Here is a 14,752-nt window from a genome sequence, read left to right on the forward strand (position 1 = left end):
TTTCTCTTTTTTCTTCCAGCCATTTCTCAAGCTTCAGCGCCCGATAAAAATCATCTCGTCCATCAGCTCGACATTCAAAAGGCAGCCAGCTCACCCGTTTGGCAAAGTTTGTTGCAGTTAAAAGGTAACAAACCGCTTAATGCTAATTATAAAGGGTATTTATCGAACCCCATTTCAGCGCGAGCTGAACTTACCGCAACCATCGACCTGATATACTCATCGCCGCAGCAAGCGTGTCAGTATCCAGCCCGAAAGCAGTTTATTGAAACTCTCTTACAGCTACCATCAGGCTCATTGTCGCTCCAACCTTGTACAGATTATGAGGAATTCAGACAACGCGTTCCTACTGATGAAGCTTTTTTGGTATTCGCTGCTGAGAATGTGACATCCGCCAGCTCCATGATGGGCCATATCATGCTGCGGTTTGACGGCACAAACGCAGACAACATTAATGTTCAGCACGGTGTGACATTTTTTACCGAATTAGACACGCTCAATATTCCTGCTTTGCTTTACGAAACACTTATTGAAGGAAAACCCGGTATATTTCAGGTCGCGCCTTACGCCCCGTTTCAGCAGCACTACCGGCAAAAAGAGCAGCGAAATGTTTGGGAGTACTCATTAGCTCTGAGTCCGCAGGATAAAGCGCTTATCGCCGGAATGATTTGGGAGTTAGGCCAGTTCAGCCCCGATTATTTCTTTCACTCATATAACTGCGCCACTGTAACCCAACTACTGCTGACGCTGGCTCGTCCGTCAAAGTTAAATGAAATGGATGCCGTGGTGACGCCTGCAGATGTTGTTCGGTTTGCTATTGCGCAAAATCTGGTAGCCAAAACCCGCCTGCTCCCCTCACATAAATGGAAGGCGCAGGCGCTTAGCGAAACCGTAGGTAAAAACGCAGCCGAAGACATTCGCCAGCATTTGGAAAGTGGAGAAAGTACTGACCTGACATTCGCGCGTACATCCGACAGTTTCATGCGTTTTGAGTATGCAACGAGCCTGAATCGCTTACTTCGGCAGAGAAACTTTATTGATGAAAACCGATATCAGAATAATGCTGCGTATCTGGCGTCACGGCGCCCGCAATTTAAGCATATGGCGCTGGATGTTAGTGAGTACAAAAACCCGGTTAACACCAGTAAAGAAGCGCTTATTGCCATTGGCTTAGAAGACTTTAGAAGCACGCAATCGCTGGTGTTTCGCTTTTTTCCCGTCGCCAGTGATATTGACTCCGATAACCGCAACTATTCGGGGGAAACCGCATTGTCTCTGGCAGATATCAAAGTGCGTTATACGCCACAAAAAAACACACTGCACCTGGATCAGCTGTGGTTGTACAACATGACGTCAAGGGTTCCTTACCATGATGTTACCGGTGATATTTCAACCGGACTGAAAGTGGGATTAAACCGCGTATTCGACGACAACTTGCAGCGAAACCTTGTAGCAGAGGCTGAATTCTCTGCAGGTTATACGTTTCCGGTATCAAAGATTGGCGGCGTATTTGCCGAAAGTGGCCTGGGGATTAGCGCTGACACGCACAGAATTCAGGCGTATGCAGAACCCCGAATCGGGGCTTTCGCTTATCTGCGCAACAATACCAAGTTACGCATTGAGGCTGCGTGGGGCCTGAATAAATATGCGGGGAGTAATGTAAAACGATTTGAAACGCATCTGACTCATTATCTGAACAATGCATGGTCGGTCAACGCACGATTGAAACGGCTTCTGGCAAAAGAGGATGAGACGTTTACATCCTTCAACCTGCGTTACAGGTTTTGACATTGTGACACCAGTAACAAAAAAGCCGGGTACTTGCTTCCCGGCTATTTACCTAAGAGTGAACGTTACTGTTGATTATCCGGCGCTTTCTCAAAATGTCCGGCGTGAATGGCTTCAATATCAATGGTATCGAAGCGGTACTCGGTATGGCAGTACTGACAATTCATCTTAACTGCACCTTCCTCTTCAATGACCTGCAGTAGCTCTGCTTTTTCAACATTGCGTAGTGCTTCGGCACTCCTGCTGCGCGAGCAGGTACAGGCAAAACTAACAGTGTGGGGGTCGAAAAGCTCAACCTCCTCTTCGTGATACAGTCGATAAAGGATATCCTCTACCGGCAGCCCGAAGATTTCTTCTGCGCGTAATGTTTCAGCCAGCTTACTAAGATGTTCAAACTCCGTATCCTGCGAAACATTAGTATTTTCTGCCTGAGTGGGCATTACCTGAAGCAGCATACCTGCTGCTTTTACCCGCTCAGGATCACTTAAATCAGTATACAAGCGAACCTGAGTGGCCAACTGCTCTGACTGTGCAAAATAGTTTTCGATACATTCGGCCAGTGTTGGCTTATCTAACGCCACAACGCCCTGGTACCGCTCACCGTCCTGCGGTGTGATCGTAATAACCAATACACCTTTTTCCATCAGGTCTTCAAAGCGCTCGGGTAACGATGCCGCTTCTTCATCCCAGCGGGCCACACCACGCAACGTATAATCGTGCGTAGCGTTTACCACTGCATATTTCACCGCACCCTGCCCCTGGATTTGCAGGCCGATCTCGCCTTTGAATTTGAGAATGGCGGTAAGCAGGCAGGTCGCAGCAGCCATTTCACCCAACAATTTCTGAACCTGCACCGGATATTCATAACTATGAACAATATGTTGCAGACTATCGTCGAGCCGGGCAATTTCGCCACGAACATTGGCTTTATTGATTAAGAATCGATGTAACTGATCAAAATGCGTCATATAGTTTTTCCTGGCAACACATTAACTGTGTTTAAGTTTAATAATTTCTCGGCGCTGTTTCTTGTCCGGGCGGCCGTCAGGTTTAGGGCTGTGAAAGGAGCTGAGCTTGCGCGCAAGCTGATTCTCTTCGCGCTTATCGGCACTAGCCTGAGTTTCACTGTAAAGTTCCTGTGCCAGCGGTGCGCCCAATCGCTTCTCGCTAAGTTTGAGCACTTCCACTTCTTTGTGGTCCCAACCAGCGGGAATTTTTATCATGGCACCGATTTCTACCTGCCTGCCCGGTTTGGCACGCTGACCGTTGTACTGAACTTTGCCAGACTGGACCATGTCTCTGGCCAGCGCACGGGTTTTAAAGAACCGCGCTGCCCATAGCCACTTGTCTAGTCTGACATTTTCCGATGATTTGGCTTGTTTGGATTCGCTCATGTAATATTTTTGTCACTCTTTCGTTTTAGTGTTGTGGCCCCCACGCTGACTAAGCTATGATGGTTCAGCTAACGCCCGGTTTACCAAATTTTAACTAATAAAAGCAGTACCTCGTTGACAGCATGACCTTTAATAAATTCAATTATAGCGCCCTGACCGCTCAGCTAGTGCGACACCAAAAAGTGTTGCGCCTTGTGGTCGTTGTGCTGTTAAGTCTTTACCTTATTGCATTCGCTGCCCGACTTTTCTGGCAGCTATGGCCACAACCTGACCAGACAGCGCCCCCATCTGCAACTAACGCAGTGGGAACGACAACCACGTCTTCGGCGCAAAATGGGGTCAACATCACCCGTTTACAACAGCTGAATCTGTTTGGTGTCCGATCTGAGACGCCTGAAGCACCGAAAGAGCAGGTGACCGACGCGCCCCAAACCTCCCTGAACCTTACGCTTACCGGTGTTGTTGCCAGCTCTATTGTAGAAGAAGCCGCGGCAATAATCGAAAATAAAGGTACGCAGATGGTATACGGGCTGGGCGAGAAAATAGAGGGTACCAATGTGACCCTGCATCAGGTGCAGAACGACCGCGTGATCATAAAAAATGGCTCACGTAACGAAACGCTGATGCTGGACGGCCTTGACTATGAAAAAGCGAATAAGCAGCGTCAACGTAATGCAAACCCACCACGTGAAATGACACCCAGTAATCCGCCCCCGGGCCGGGAATCTTCGACTTTGAGTCGGGAAGCAGCAGAAGCAACCGCAGCGTTAAGAGATGAACCTGCCAGCTTTACCGATTTTATTTCCATTTCGCCAAAAAGCGCCGATGGACAGTTAGTGGGCTATCAGGTCCAGCCTGGTAAGAACCCTTCACTTTTTCAGTCTGCCGGGTTACAAAGCGGCGATGTGATTGTGCAAATCAACGGGTATGATTTGACCGATTCGCAGCAAACCATGACAGCCATGAATGAATTACGCAGTGCACAATCTATCGAGCTGACCCTGGACCGAGGCGGCGAGTATCTTACGGTTTATCTGGATATGCCAGAAGCCGGTGCAGAATAATACAGGAATATAAGAATTATGAGGCGAGCCAGTCGTACTTTGCTATCTAAACTTACCGCCGCAGCCTGCGCCGCGCTGTTAAGTATCAGCGTTTCTGTTACCGCTGCAGAGTATATGCCGAACTTCAAAGACACCGATATCAACGAATTTATCAATGTTGTCGGCAAAAACCTGCAAAAAACCATCATTGTTGACCCGAATGTACGCGGCAAAATCAGTGTTCGCAGTTACGACATGCTGGATGAAGAACAGTATTACCAGTTCTTCCTGAACGTTTTGCAGGTATACGACTTTGCAGTCGTTGAAATGCCTAACGGAGTGTTAAAGATTGTCCGTTCAAAAGACGCCAAAACATCGAATATACCGGTGGTTGAAGGCTCACTGAAAGACGGCGATGAAATGATTACCCGCGTGGTTCCGGTATATAATGTTCCGGTACGCGAGCTGGCTCCTATTCTGCGCCAGCTAAATGACCAAGCCGGCGGCGGTAACGTGGTGAGCCACGACCCGTCAAATGTAATGATGCTTACCGGTCGAGCGGCGGTGGTCAATCGCCTGGTTGAGATAATTGAGCGGGTTGATAAAGCCGGCGATGAAGAGGTTGAAATCGTTAAGCTGCGTTATGCATCAGCGTCTGAAATGGTACGCATCGTTGATAGCATCAACAGCTCCCAGGGCAAAAATGCGGCAAATGGCAAGTCGGCGCCCCGTGCAGTAGCCGATGACAGAACCAACTCGGTGATTGTCAGTGGCGAAGAAAAGGCCCGTCAGCGTATTGTTAACCTGATAAAGCGCATGGACCAGGAGCTGGAGTCCAACGGTAATACTCGTGTCATCTTCCTGAACTATGCCAAAGCAGAAGACCTGGTCAAAGTACTACAGGGTGTGTCGGCCAGTATTCAGGCCGAAGAGAGCAGTGCCGGAAACAATGCAGCGCGCCGTCAAAGCAGCGCAAATCGCGATATCTCGATTGATTCACATAAAGACTCAAACGCGGTAGTGATCACCGCCGAACCTGACATGATGCAATCGCTGGAAGAAGTCATTCGCCAGCTTGATGTCCGCCGTGCACAGGTTCAAGTTGAGGCCATTATTGTAGAAGTCTTTGAAGGTGACGGCACGACTCTGGGTGTGCAGTGGGTGTCAGAGGAAGGCGGCGGCACACAGTTTAATAACGGTGTTGTTCCTGTAGGTTCACTGGGCGTTGCGTTAAGACAGGCAGAAGATCGAACCGTTGATGAATCCTATGTGACCGAAGAAGGAAATGTGGTTCAGCGTGAGCGTACCGTTGAAGGTAACCTGACACCACTGGCAAACCTGTTAGGCGGGGCCAATGGCCTGATTGCCGGTGTGATTGAAAATGGCTGGGGCGCCGTGGTTCAAGCCGTGAGTACCGATACCAATTCAAATGTTCTGGCCACACCCCACCTGACTACTATGGATAATGAAGAAGCCTTTTTCATCGTGGGTCAGGAAGTACCGATTATTACCGGTACCACCACCGGTGATAACAACTCCAATCCGTTCCAGACCGTTGAGCGTCAGGAAGTCGGCATTAAGCTTAAAGTTACGCCACAAATCAATGAAGGCGATGCGGTACAGCTGACTATTGAGCAGGAAGTTTCCAGTGTCAGTGGTGCCACCTCTGTTGATATTTCTATTAATAAGAGACAAATCAAAACCACGGTTATCGTTGATGATGGCGGCACTATCGTTTTAGGCGGCCTGATAGACGAAGACGTTCAGGAAAGTGTATCCAAGGTGCCGCTGCTGGGTGATATCCCTATTCTGGGGCACCTGTTCAAAACAACCTCCACCAGCAAGCGTAAACGCAACCTGATGGTGTTCCTGCGTCCTAAAATTGTACGTGATGGCGTGACCATGAATGAAATCAGTCATCGCAAATATAACTTTATTCGCGCCCAGCAGATTCGCCACCAGCAGAAAGGCGAAACCTTCCTGGATGCGAATGAGCAGCCGTCTATGCCAGAGTGGGATGATGCGCTGGCTCTGCCACCGACCTTTGAAGAATATATTCTTGAGCAGAATAGAAAGGAAGATAACGACTAATGGCAGAGCACGATGAGCAACTTCAACAAGCCGCCATGCTGGCTCAGGAAGATACACTGGATGCAGAACCTGAAGAGCAACAGGCGGATCCGCGCCAGCTGAGTTTCGGCTTTGCCAAGCGCAACAAAGTGCTGCTTGAAACAAACACCGAGCCTGCTGTGCTCTACTACACCGCGGCCACACCTTTTACCGTTTTTGCAGAAGTTCGACGCTTTTTCGGTGAACCTTTTACGCTCACTGAAATCGATGATGAGAAGTTCGATCATCTGTTAACCCAGGCGTTTCAGCGTGATTCGTCGGCGGCCAAACAGCTTATGGAAGATTTGGGTAATGAAAGTGATTTGTTTGCGCTGGCAGACGAACTACCGGACACCGAAGATCTGCTGGACAGCGAAGACGACGCCCCCATTATCAAGCTGATCAATGCCATGCTGGGCGAGGCGATAAAAGAAGGCGCGTCGGATATTCATATTGAGACCTTTGAAAACCAGCTGATTGTGAGGTTTCGGGTAGACGGTGTATTGCGTGAGATCCTGCGTCCAAACCGTAAGCTTTCCTCCATGCTGGTTTCACGTATCAAGGTTATGGCAAAACTGGATATTGCCGAGAAGCGCGTGCCACAGGATGGCCGTATCACTTTGCGCATTGCCGGGCGCGCTGTTGATGTGCGGGTTTCGACCATGCCTTCCAGTCATGGCGAGCGCGTCGTATTACGTTTGCTGGATAAAAACAATGCACGATTGAATCTTGCTGATTTGGGAATGACCAAAGCGAACCGTGATAAGTTCGATGACCTGATTCGAAAGCCCCACGGCATCATTCTGGTGACGGGCCCGACAGGTTCCGGTAAAAGTACCACCCTGTATGCAGGCCTTTCTGAGATAAACAGTAAAGACCGCAATATTCTGACCGTTGAAGATCCTATTGAATTTGATTTGGCTGGGATTGGTCAGACCCAGGTGAATCCTCGGGTTGATATGACCTTTGCGCGCGGACTTCGCGCGATACTACGTCAGGATCCTGATGTTGTGATGGTAGGTGAGATACGTGATGCTGAAACGGCGCAAATTGGTGTTCAGGCCAGCTTGACGGGCCACCTGGTATTATCAACGCTGCATACCAACACCGCCGCAGGCGCGATTACCCGTCTTGAGGATATGGGTATAGAGCCATTTTTGCTGTCTTCAAGTTTGCTGGCGGTCCTATCACAGCGTCTGGTCAGAACACTTTGCCCTGAATGTAAGGAATCTCACCAGCCCACCACTCAGGAAGCCGAGGTGCTTGGCGTGAGTGATCTGGCATCATACCCTGACATTTATGCACCTAAAGGCTGTGCGGCCTGCAACCAAACCGGCTATCGCGGCCGGACCGGTATTCACGAACTGCTTACCATTGATGAAACCATTCGCGAGCTGATGCATGAAGGTAAAGGGGAACAGGCCATTGAGCGCTATGTTCGGCGTACTACCCCAAGCATACGCGAAGATGGCTGTCGAAAAGTACTGGCCGGCATGACCTCATTGGAAGAAGTACTGCGGGTCACGCGGGAAGATTAATTATGGCAGCATTTTCCTATAAGGCGGTCAATCATAAGGGCCGTAATAGCAGCGGCGTTATTGAGGCAGACAATGCCCGTCAGGTAAGACAGCAACTGCGGGAAAAAGGCCTGATTCCTGTTCAGGTGGAACAGGTTGCTGAAAAAAACAAACAACAAAAATCAGGGTTTCAATTTTTCGCCCCCCGAGTTTCCGCCTCAGAACTGGCGTTGATGACTCGCCAGCTGGCTACACTTGTCGAATCTGCGCTGCCAATTGAAGAAGCGCTTCTGGCAGTTGCTGATCAAAGCAGCAAACCTACCCAGCGCAATATGATGATGGCGGTACGCAGTAAGGTGGTAGAAGGCCATGGGCTGGCAGATGCCATGGGTGAGTTTCCCAGTGTGTTTGATGATCTCTACCGTGCTATGGTGGCCGCAGGCGAAAAGTCAGGTCACCTGGATACCGTATTAAATCGTTTAGCTGACTATACAGAGCGGCGCCAGCAAACCCGCAGCCAGATTATCCAGGCAATGGTATACCCGTCACTGATGATGTTTTTCGCCGTTGCCATCGTTGTGCTGCTGTTAACCATCGTTGTACCCGAAATTGTCGGGCAGTTTGATAACATGGGTCAGGAACTTCCGGCGATTACACAGGTACTAATCAGTACCAGTGAGTGGTTACAGAATTACGGCCTGTATCTGGCTGTTTTTATCGTGTTACTGATTGTCGGCATTCGTCAGGCACTGAAAAACCCTGCGCTGAGGCTTAAATATCACAAACTGATATTAAAAACGCCTCTGCTGGGAAAAATTTCAAAAGGCCTGAATACATCACGTTTTGCACGCACTCTGAGTATATTGACCTCCAGCGCAGTACCGCTGCTGGAAGCAATGCGTATATCCGGCGATGTGCTGGAGAACCGCTACATGAAACAGCAGATTGAAGCAGCAACAATTAATGTGAAAGAAGGGAGCAGTCTGCGCGCCGCGCTGGACCACACCAAGATGTTTCCGCCCATGATGATGCATATGATTTCTTCGGGCGAGAAGTCCGGTGAATTACAAAATATGCTTGGCCGGGCAGCGGATAATCAGGACAGGGAATTTGAGTCGCTGGTCAATGTGTCACTGAAGACCTTTGAACCGCTTCTTATTGTGACAATGGCAGGCGTGGTACTGTTTATTGTATTGGCAATCTTGCAGCCCATTCTGGGCTTAAATCAAATGGTGAGTTAATAATGAAATACATGTCTCGTTCTTCAGGCTTCACGCTTATTGAGGTCATGGTTGTACTGTTTATTATTGGAATTATGGCTGCGTTTGTAGCGCCTCAGATTCTGGGCGAATCCGACAATGCACGTTTGCAAAAAGCAGCCATTGACATTCGTCAGCTGGAAAACGCATTACAAATGTACAAGCTGAAAAACAGCCGTTATCCCACCACCGAGCAAGGGCTTGATGCATTGGTAACTGCCCCCACGATTGAGCCGATTCCTCGTAATTATCCGCCAGAAGGTTTTCTTAAACGTCTTCAAAACGACCCGTGGGGTAATTCCTATGAGTTGATGAGCCCTGGTGAGATGGGCACCATCGATATCTACTCAAATGGTCCGGATGGTCAGCCTGGTACCGATGATGATATTGGTAACTGGAACATGCACGAGTATCTGGGCAACTCTGCCGGCTGATGATGGCAGCAGCAGCACAATATCAGCACCCGGTTAGGGTGCGCGGGTTCACCCTGCTGGAAGTAATGATCGTGTTGCTACTAATGGGACTGGCTGCAAGCTATGTCGTATTTAATGCGGTAGGCACAGAGCCTGCCGATGAGCTGGAAGAGCAGGTTCGCCGCATACAGGTTGTTACCGATATGGCTTCTGATTATGCGGTAATGAATCAGAAGCAGATGGGGATCCGCTTTGAACCTGACGAGGGTGTTTATTACTTTGTCTTTCTGAACGAAGAAAATGAATGGCAACGCCTTGAAGAAAACGACATTTACGCCGAGCGTCAGCTTCCTGAACCCTTTTACTTCACTTTGAATCTGGACGATTTACCCTGGGAACAGGATTCTTTAATGGCCGACCGGGAAATCTTTGACGAAGATTTTGCGCTGGGCGATGCCCAAACCGACATTGGTAATGAAGAAGACAAGCGTCTGCCTCCCCCGCAGGTGCTGATTATGCCCAGCGGTGACATCACCCCCTTCCTACTGACCTTTCACTATGAGCCTGGGTTTGGCAGCGATTTGCCTGTCTACTACCAGCTTAAAAATGAAGATTTACCGCCGCTGGAACTGGACGGTCCGCTGGAGCAGGTGCCGCAATGAAGCCAGCGGTATCGTTCAAATCAATGGCATCGAGCCGCGGTATGACACTGCTGGAGGTAATGATTGCCTTATTCGTGTTCGCCCTGGCAGGCACTGCTGTCATGAAAGCTGCCTCATCACACCTTAACAGTATATCTCAGATAGAGGACATTACGTTTGCGACCTGGGTGGCATCAAACCGGCTAAATCAGTTAAAGCTTGATGACACGTGGCCACCCAAAAATGACCAGAAAGGCTCGATGGAGATGGCGGAGCGCACCTGGTACTGGCAACAGAAGGTTGAGAAAACCAATGATGATACATTGCGTCAGGTTGAAATTACTGTAGGACTGGATGAACTGTATTCCTCTTCAGTGACCAGTGTAAAAACCTTTGTGACCAAGCCGGCGCAACGCGGCGCTAATAGCGGTGCTGATAATGGCTAGGATATCGCGCGGCTTTACGCTGATTGAGATTCTGGTCGCTATGTCGATATTTTCGCTAATCGGTCTGGCATCTACCGGTATTCTTACCTCGGTTATCGACAGTGACGAAATCTCACAGGAGCGGTTTCAGAAATTGCAGTCGCTGCAGCGCGCAATGCTTATTATTGAACGTGATATGTTGCAGGCAATTCCCAGGCGCGTGCGGTTTGACGGTGAACGCACCGAGATCGTTATGAAAGGTGGCATGACCGAAGACAGCGACGCTGATGGTGTCGGATTTGTCCGGGGAGGCTGGCAGAATCCACAGTTGATGCTGCCAAGAAGCACGCAGCAGTTTGTAGCTTACCGCCTCAATGATGAGAAGCTTGAACGGGTCTATTCCAATTACGTTGACAATGTCATTGGCTATGAGCCGAAAGTGAGGGTGTTGTTAGATAATGTCATTGACCTGAACATTGAGTTTTATGTGCAGGCTGAAGATGATTCGGGGTTTGGCGATAATAGTCTCAACTGGAATGAAAGCTTCACCGGCGCCAAACTTCCCCGGGCTGTAGCGTTTGAAATTGAAACCCGTGACTTTGGCATACTGCGCCGCGAGTTCGCGCTATCGGGAAATGGGTCATGAAACGCCTGAAGCAACAACAGGGAGTCGCCCTGTTAATTGTAATGATGATAGTGGCACTGGTCACAATCATCGCGACCCAGATGGGTACCCGACTGCAGCTGCAAATTCAGCGTACCGCTAATCTGAAAGAGAACAATCAGGCTTATTGGTATGCCATGGGCGCTGAAGCATTTGCGCGTCAGTCGCTGAAAAAACTGATGGAAGAAACGTCCGATAAAATAACGCTCAATCAGCCGTGGGCGCAGGAATTTGCCTACCCGGTTGACGGCGGTACGATAGAAGCCCGGCTAGAAGATATGTCCAGCTGTTTTAACTTAAATGCGATGCTCGGATCGGCCCCAAACGATCGTCAGTCGCAAAACAGCGATGCTATGGATGCATTTCACCGCATGCTGTTAATGGCTGAGATTCAGGACATGACAAGTTATGATGCTGATACGCTCAGGGACAGTCTGGCAGACTGGATTGATGAAGATAGCCAGATGCGTCCCTACGGCGCCGAAGACAGCGAATATGAATCCAGACCGTCTCCCTACCTGGCAGCTAACGGCCCTATGACAGCGCAGTCTGAGATTCGCCTGGTCAACGGTATGAAGCCCGGTTGGATCAGAAAACTTCTACCGCTGGTTTGTGTCGTCCCTGATGTCACTGAGCTTAGCATTAACGTTAATACAGTGGATGAAAGCAAGGCTGCTCTCCTGGCAGGTGTGACTGGTTTATCCATGGCACAGGCGCAAAATATAATTGGTTCGCGGCCAGCCGATGGATGGGAATCTGCCGAGGACTTTCTGCAAGATCCGGCAATATCAGCGCTCGATCTGACAGAAACCCAAAGAGGCTGGTTTAAAGTCACCACAGAACATTTTCTTTTGCATACAAAAGCTCGCTACAATGAAGCATCATTTTCGATGACATCCGTACTTCAGGCCTCTGAGGCTGCGCCGGCAAAAGTCCTGCGACGTGAGTTTTTAGGAGTAGACTAATGGAACATTTGGTAGTGCGCCTGGGCGCCCGGTATGAAGATCCGGTTCAATGGCTGGTTCTGGATACAAACAGCAAAGAGGTTATGTCGTCGGGCGAACTGGATTCGGCAGGCGCACTGGACACACTGACAGAGCGCACGGGGCATCATACTGCCATCGCGCTGGCACCCGGTAGTGAAATTTTGCTGACCTGGGTGACGTTACCGCCTCGGGCCGGCAGAAAGATAATCAGTGCGATTCCCTATATGCTTGAGGACGAGCTGGCTTCAGATATCAATGAGCAGTTCTTCGCTCTGGGGCCTAAAGTTGGCGATGAGCAGGCTGTTGCTGTTGTCAGTCGTAGTTTGCTGAAAGAATGGCTGCAGTGGCTCAGTGAAGCAGGCATACAGTGCCATCACATGTTACCCGATGTATTGGCAGTGCCGCACAATGAAAATGGCTGGACGCTGGTCGCTATTGGAGAACAGCTGATATTGCGCGAAGATCGCTGGAAAGGTATGCAGGGTGAAGGCACCTGGATTCTGCCAGCCTTTAGCCACATGGCCAAGCAACAGGAAACCCCGGTACAGCTAACTACCTACAGCGATATGTCACTGGAAAACCTGCCTAATGTCCACGCTCAACAGGCCCAGTTAGAATTACCTATGCAGGTGCTTGCTATAGAAGCGACGCAATCTGACATGAACCTGCTTCAGGGTGAGTTTAAAGTTAAACGGCAGCGCTCGGGGGCGCTCAGGCAGTGGGCGGTGGTTGCAGTGCTTGCTGTAGCGGTTCTGGTCACTGCTCTGGTCGATAAGGGAGCAATGCTGTATCAGCTGGAGCAGGACACTGCTGCCCTGGATACGCAAATTGACGAATTAGTCGAGCAGGCATTTCCTAATATGGGTACTTACCGGGATGTCAGACGAAAAATTCGCAGTGAACTGGCCCGACTGCAACAAGGTGGCGGTGGCGCATCAATGCTGGTAATGCTTGAACAGCTTCAGCCGGCATTCAATGGCTCCAGCGTGCGTCCACAAACACTGCGTTTTGATGCCAATCGAACCGAAATTCGCATGCAGGCACTGGCGGGTAATTTCGAAGCACTGGAAACCTTTCGCAGGCAAGCAGAACAGGCTGGATTTACCGTTGAACAGGGTGCCATTAATAATCGGGATAACGCAGTGATTGGCAATGTGACCATCAGGAGTGAATCGTGAATATTATCACTGAAAAGTTTAAGGGCTTATCCGACAGGGAACAAAAGCTGGTTTTACTATGCGGTGTATTTCTGGTCATCTGCATTTTCTACTTCGCTGTCTGGAATCCGCTCAATCAGGGAATCGCCCAGGCACAGGCTAAAAAGGACAGCCAGCAGGAACTACTTGTCTGGATTAAACAAAATGCTGCTAAAGCCCGTCAGCTTCGTCGCTCCGGTGGTGGAGCCACGCAGTTTTCCGGTTCCCTTGCCCAGGCAGTGAGTCAGTCAGCAGCACGTTTTGATATTCCGGTATCGCGTATGCAACCGATCAACGACGAAATACAGGTCTGGGTTGAGCAGGCGCCGTTTAACGCTGTGTTAGCCTGGCTTAACCAACTTGAAGAGCGCGGTATCTCAATTCTTCAGGTCGATATTAGTGAAACAGATGAACCCGGCCTGATAAAAATACGTCGCTTACAGCTAGGAGCATCATGAAAGCAAAAATTGGATGGATAATCGGTGGAATACTGGTTTTCCTGTTTTTCCTTATAGCCTATATTCCGGCCAGCCAGGTTACTACCCGAGTGTCGCTACCAGAGAATGTGTCACTGTATGGTGTGTCAGGCACAGTATGGGAGGGCAAGGCTGAACAGGTCATCGTTGATGGCCTTCCTGTAAACAATGTTCGATGGGATGTTCACCCGTTATGGTTGCTGATTGGCGATCTACATGTTTCCCTTAAAGGCGGCAATATCCGCTCCGCTGATGCAATATCCTTTTCCGGGCCACTTACCACAGGATTATTCTCAACCGATCGTATAAGCGTCAGCAATTTTTCGGCTTACGTACCGGTAGATCGTGTATTAGCTCAGGTCTCCCTGCCGTTACCGGTAAACGCATCCGGACGCTTCAAACTAACCATTCAGACGCTTGATTACGATGGCCAGTGTAATGAATTAAATGGTCAGGGCAGCTGGCTAAACGCGGCGGTAGCCGGCACCCAGGGACCCATCGACTTTGGCAGTTACGATGCCGCATTGACCTGTACCGACGGCAAGTTTATCGTTAATGTTGAAGAGCCCAATAAGCTGGGTTTATCCATGCAGGCACAAGCTGATGCGCAGTTTAACGATATTTCCGTACAGGGGCGCTTCAAGCCAGACGCTGATTTGCCCAAAGAAGTGCATCAGGCCGCCAGATTTTTTGGTCAGCCAAACAGTAATGGTTATACACAATTTAAACTGTAGTTCTCCCGTGTGTAGCCTTAACTAAAAGTAAATGCTACAGCGGCACTTCTGGCGGCTTAACAGGTGAAGTTTTGGGTGTTTTGCCGGTAGATTACTGACTAATATATCCG

The 14,752-nt window shown here is 49.5% G+C and carries 15 protein-coding genes; 13 read left to right on the forward strand and 2 right to left on the reverse strand.

Going from position 1 to position 14,752, the window contains the following annotated elements:
* Nucleotides 1-108: 108 nt before the first annotated feature.
* Nucleotides 109-1,785 carry a lipoprotein N-acyltransferase Lnb domain-containing protein gene (locus tag FBQ74_RS16525; protein ID WP_168190698.1) on the forward strand — a complete coding sequence of 559 codons (1,677 nt, stop codon included), beginning with the start codon at nucleotides 109-111 and terminating at the stop codon, nucleotides 1,783-1,785.
* A 65-nt stretch (nucleotides 1,786-1,850) separates the two neighbouring features.
* On the opposite strand, the gene hslO is transcribed toward FBQ74_RS16525, so the two are convergent.
* Both hslO and hslR read right to left on the reverse strand, forming a co-directional pair.
* A complete protein-coding gene (gene hslO / locus FBQ74_RS16530) occupies nucleotides 1,851-2,753 on the reverse strand; it encodes an Hsp33 family molecular chaperone HslO (RefSeq protein WP_139757711.1) in 903 nt (300 codons plus the stop codon).
* A gap of 21 nt (nucleotides 2,754-2,774) precedes the next feature.
* Complete coding sequence (gene hslR, locus FBQ74_RS16535; protein ID WP_139757712.1) at nucleotides 2,775-3,179, reverse strand: ribosome-associated heat shock protein Hsp15; 405 nt, start codon at nucleotides 3,177-3,179, stop codon at nucleotides 2,775-2,777.
* Nucleotides 3,180-3,301: 122 nt separating this feature from the next.
* Here hslR and gspC point away from each other — a divergent pair, with 122 nt between their 5' ends.
* The 12 genes from gspC to FBQ74_RS16595 are packed head-to-tail and all read left to right on the forward strand — an operon-like array spanning nucleotide 3,302 to nucleotide 14,642.
* Nucleotides 3,302-4,243, forward strand: a complete 942-nt coding sequence (gspC, locus tag FBQ74_RS16540; RefSeq protein ID WP_139757713.1) for a type II secretion system protein GspC — start codon at nucleotides 3,302-3,304, stop codon at nucleotides 4,241-4,243.
* Between the two features lie 15 nt (nucleotides 4,244-4,258).
* Entirely contained in the window at nucleotides 4,259-6,313 is a 2,055-nt protein-coding gene (gene gspD / locus FBQ74_RS16545) for a type II secretion system secretin GspD (RefSeq protein WP_139757714.1), read from the forward strand.
* Nucleotides 6,314-6,348: 35 nt separating this feature from the next.
* Entirely contained in the window at nucleotides 6,349-7,869 is a 1,521-nt protein-coding gene (gene gspE, locus FBQ74_RS16550) for a type II secretion system ATPase GspE (RefSeq protein ID WP_205912313.1), read from the forward strand.
* A gap of 2 nt (nucleotides 7,870-7,871) precedes the next feature.
* The gene (gspF, locus tag FBQ74_RS16555) at nucleotides 7,872-9,089 is read left to right on the forward strand and encodes a type II secretion system inner membrane protein GspF (protein ID WP_139757716.1); all 1,218 of its coding nucleotides are present in this window, start codon (nucleotides 7,872-7,874) and stop codon (nucleotides 9,087-9,089) included.
* A 2-nt stretch (nucleotides 9,090-9,091) separates the two neighbouring features.
* On the forward strand, nucleotides 9,092-9,541 hold the full coding sequence (gspG, locus tag FBQ74_RS16560; RefSeq protein ID WP_139757717.1) for a type II secretion system major pseudopilin GspG: 450 nt from the start codon (nucleotides 9,092-9,094) through the stop codon (nucleotides 9,539-9,541).
* Nucleotides 9,541-10,182, forward strand: a complete 642-nt coding sequence (gene gspH / locus FBQ74_RS16565; RefSeq protein ID WP_139757718.1) for a type II secretion system minor pseudopilin GspH — start codon at nucleotides 9,541-9,543, stop codon at nucleotides 10,180-10,182. The genes gspG and gspH overlap by 1 nt, the downstream gene beginning before the upstream one ends.
* Complete coding sequence (gene gspI, locus FBQ74_RS16570; protein ID WP_139757719.1) at nucleotides 10,179-10,607, forward strand: type II secretion system minor pseudopilin GspI; 429 nt, start codon at nucleotides 10,179-10,181, stop codon at nucleotides 10,605-10,607. Before gspH ends, gspI begins: the two co-directional genes overlap by 4 nt.
* On the forward strand, nucleotides 10,600-11,232 hold the full coding sequence (gene gspJ / locus FBQ74_RS16575) for a type II secretion system minor pseudopilin GspJ (RefSeq protein WP_139757720.1): 633 nt from the start codon (nucleotides 10,600-10,602) through the stop codon (nucleotides 11,230-11,232). The genes gspI and gspJ overlap by 8 nt, the downstream gene beginning before the upstream one ends.
* Complete coding sequence (gene gspK, locus FBQ74_RS16580) at nucleotides 11,229-12,215, forward strand: type II secretion system minor pseudopilin GspK (protein ID WP_139757721.1); 987 nt, start codon at nucleotides 11,229-11,231, stop codon at nucleotides 12,213-12,215. The genes gspJ and gspK overlap by 4 nt, the downstream gene beginning before the upstream one ends.
* Nucleotides 12,215-13,414 carry a type II secretion system protein GspL gene (gene gspL, locus FBQ74_RS16585; RefSeq protein ID WP_139757722.1) on the forward strand — a complete coding sequence of 400 codons (1,200 nt, stop codon included), beginning with the start codon at nucleotides 12,215-12,217 and terminating at the stop codon, nucleotides 13,412-13,414. The genes gspK and gspL overlap by 1 nt, the downstream gene beginning before the upstream one ends.
* Complete coding sequence (gspM, locus tag FBQ74_RS16590) at nucleotides 13,411-13,890, forward strand: type II secretion system protein GspM (protein ID WP_139757723.1); 480 nt, start codon at nucleotides 13,411-13,413, stop codon at nucleotides 13,888-13,890. Before gspL ends, gspM begins: the two co-directional genes overlap by 4 nt.
* Nucleotides 13,887-14,642, forward strand: coding sequence for a type II secretion system protein N (locus FBQ74_RS16595; protein WP_139757724.1), 756 nt, complete (start codon nucleotides 13,887-13,889; stop codon nucleotides 14,640-14,642). The genes gspM and FBQ74_RS16595 overlap by 4 nt, the downstream gene beginning before the upstream one ends.
* Nucleotides 14,643-14,752: the final 110 nt, after the last annotated feature.

The organism is Salinimonas iocasae (genome assembly GCF_006228385.1).
GTDB classification, from domain to species: Bacteria; Pseudomonadota; Gammaproteobacteria; order Enterobacterales; family Alteromonadaceae; genus Alteromonas; species Alteromonas iocasae.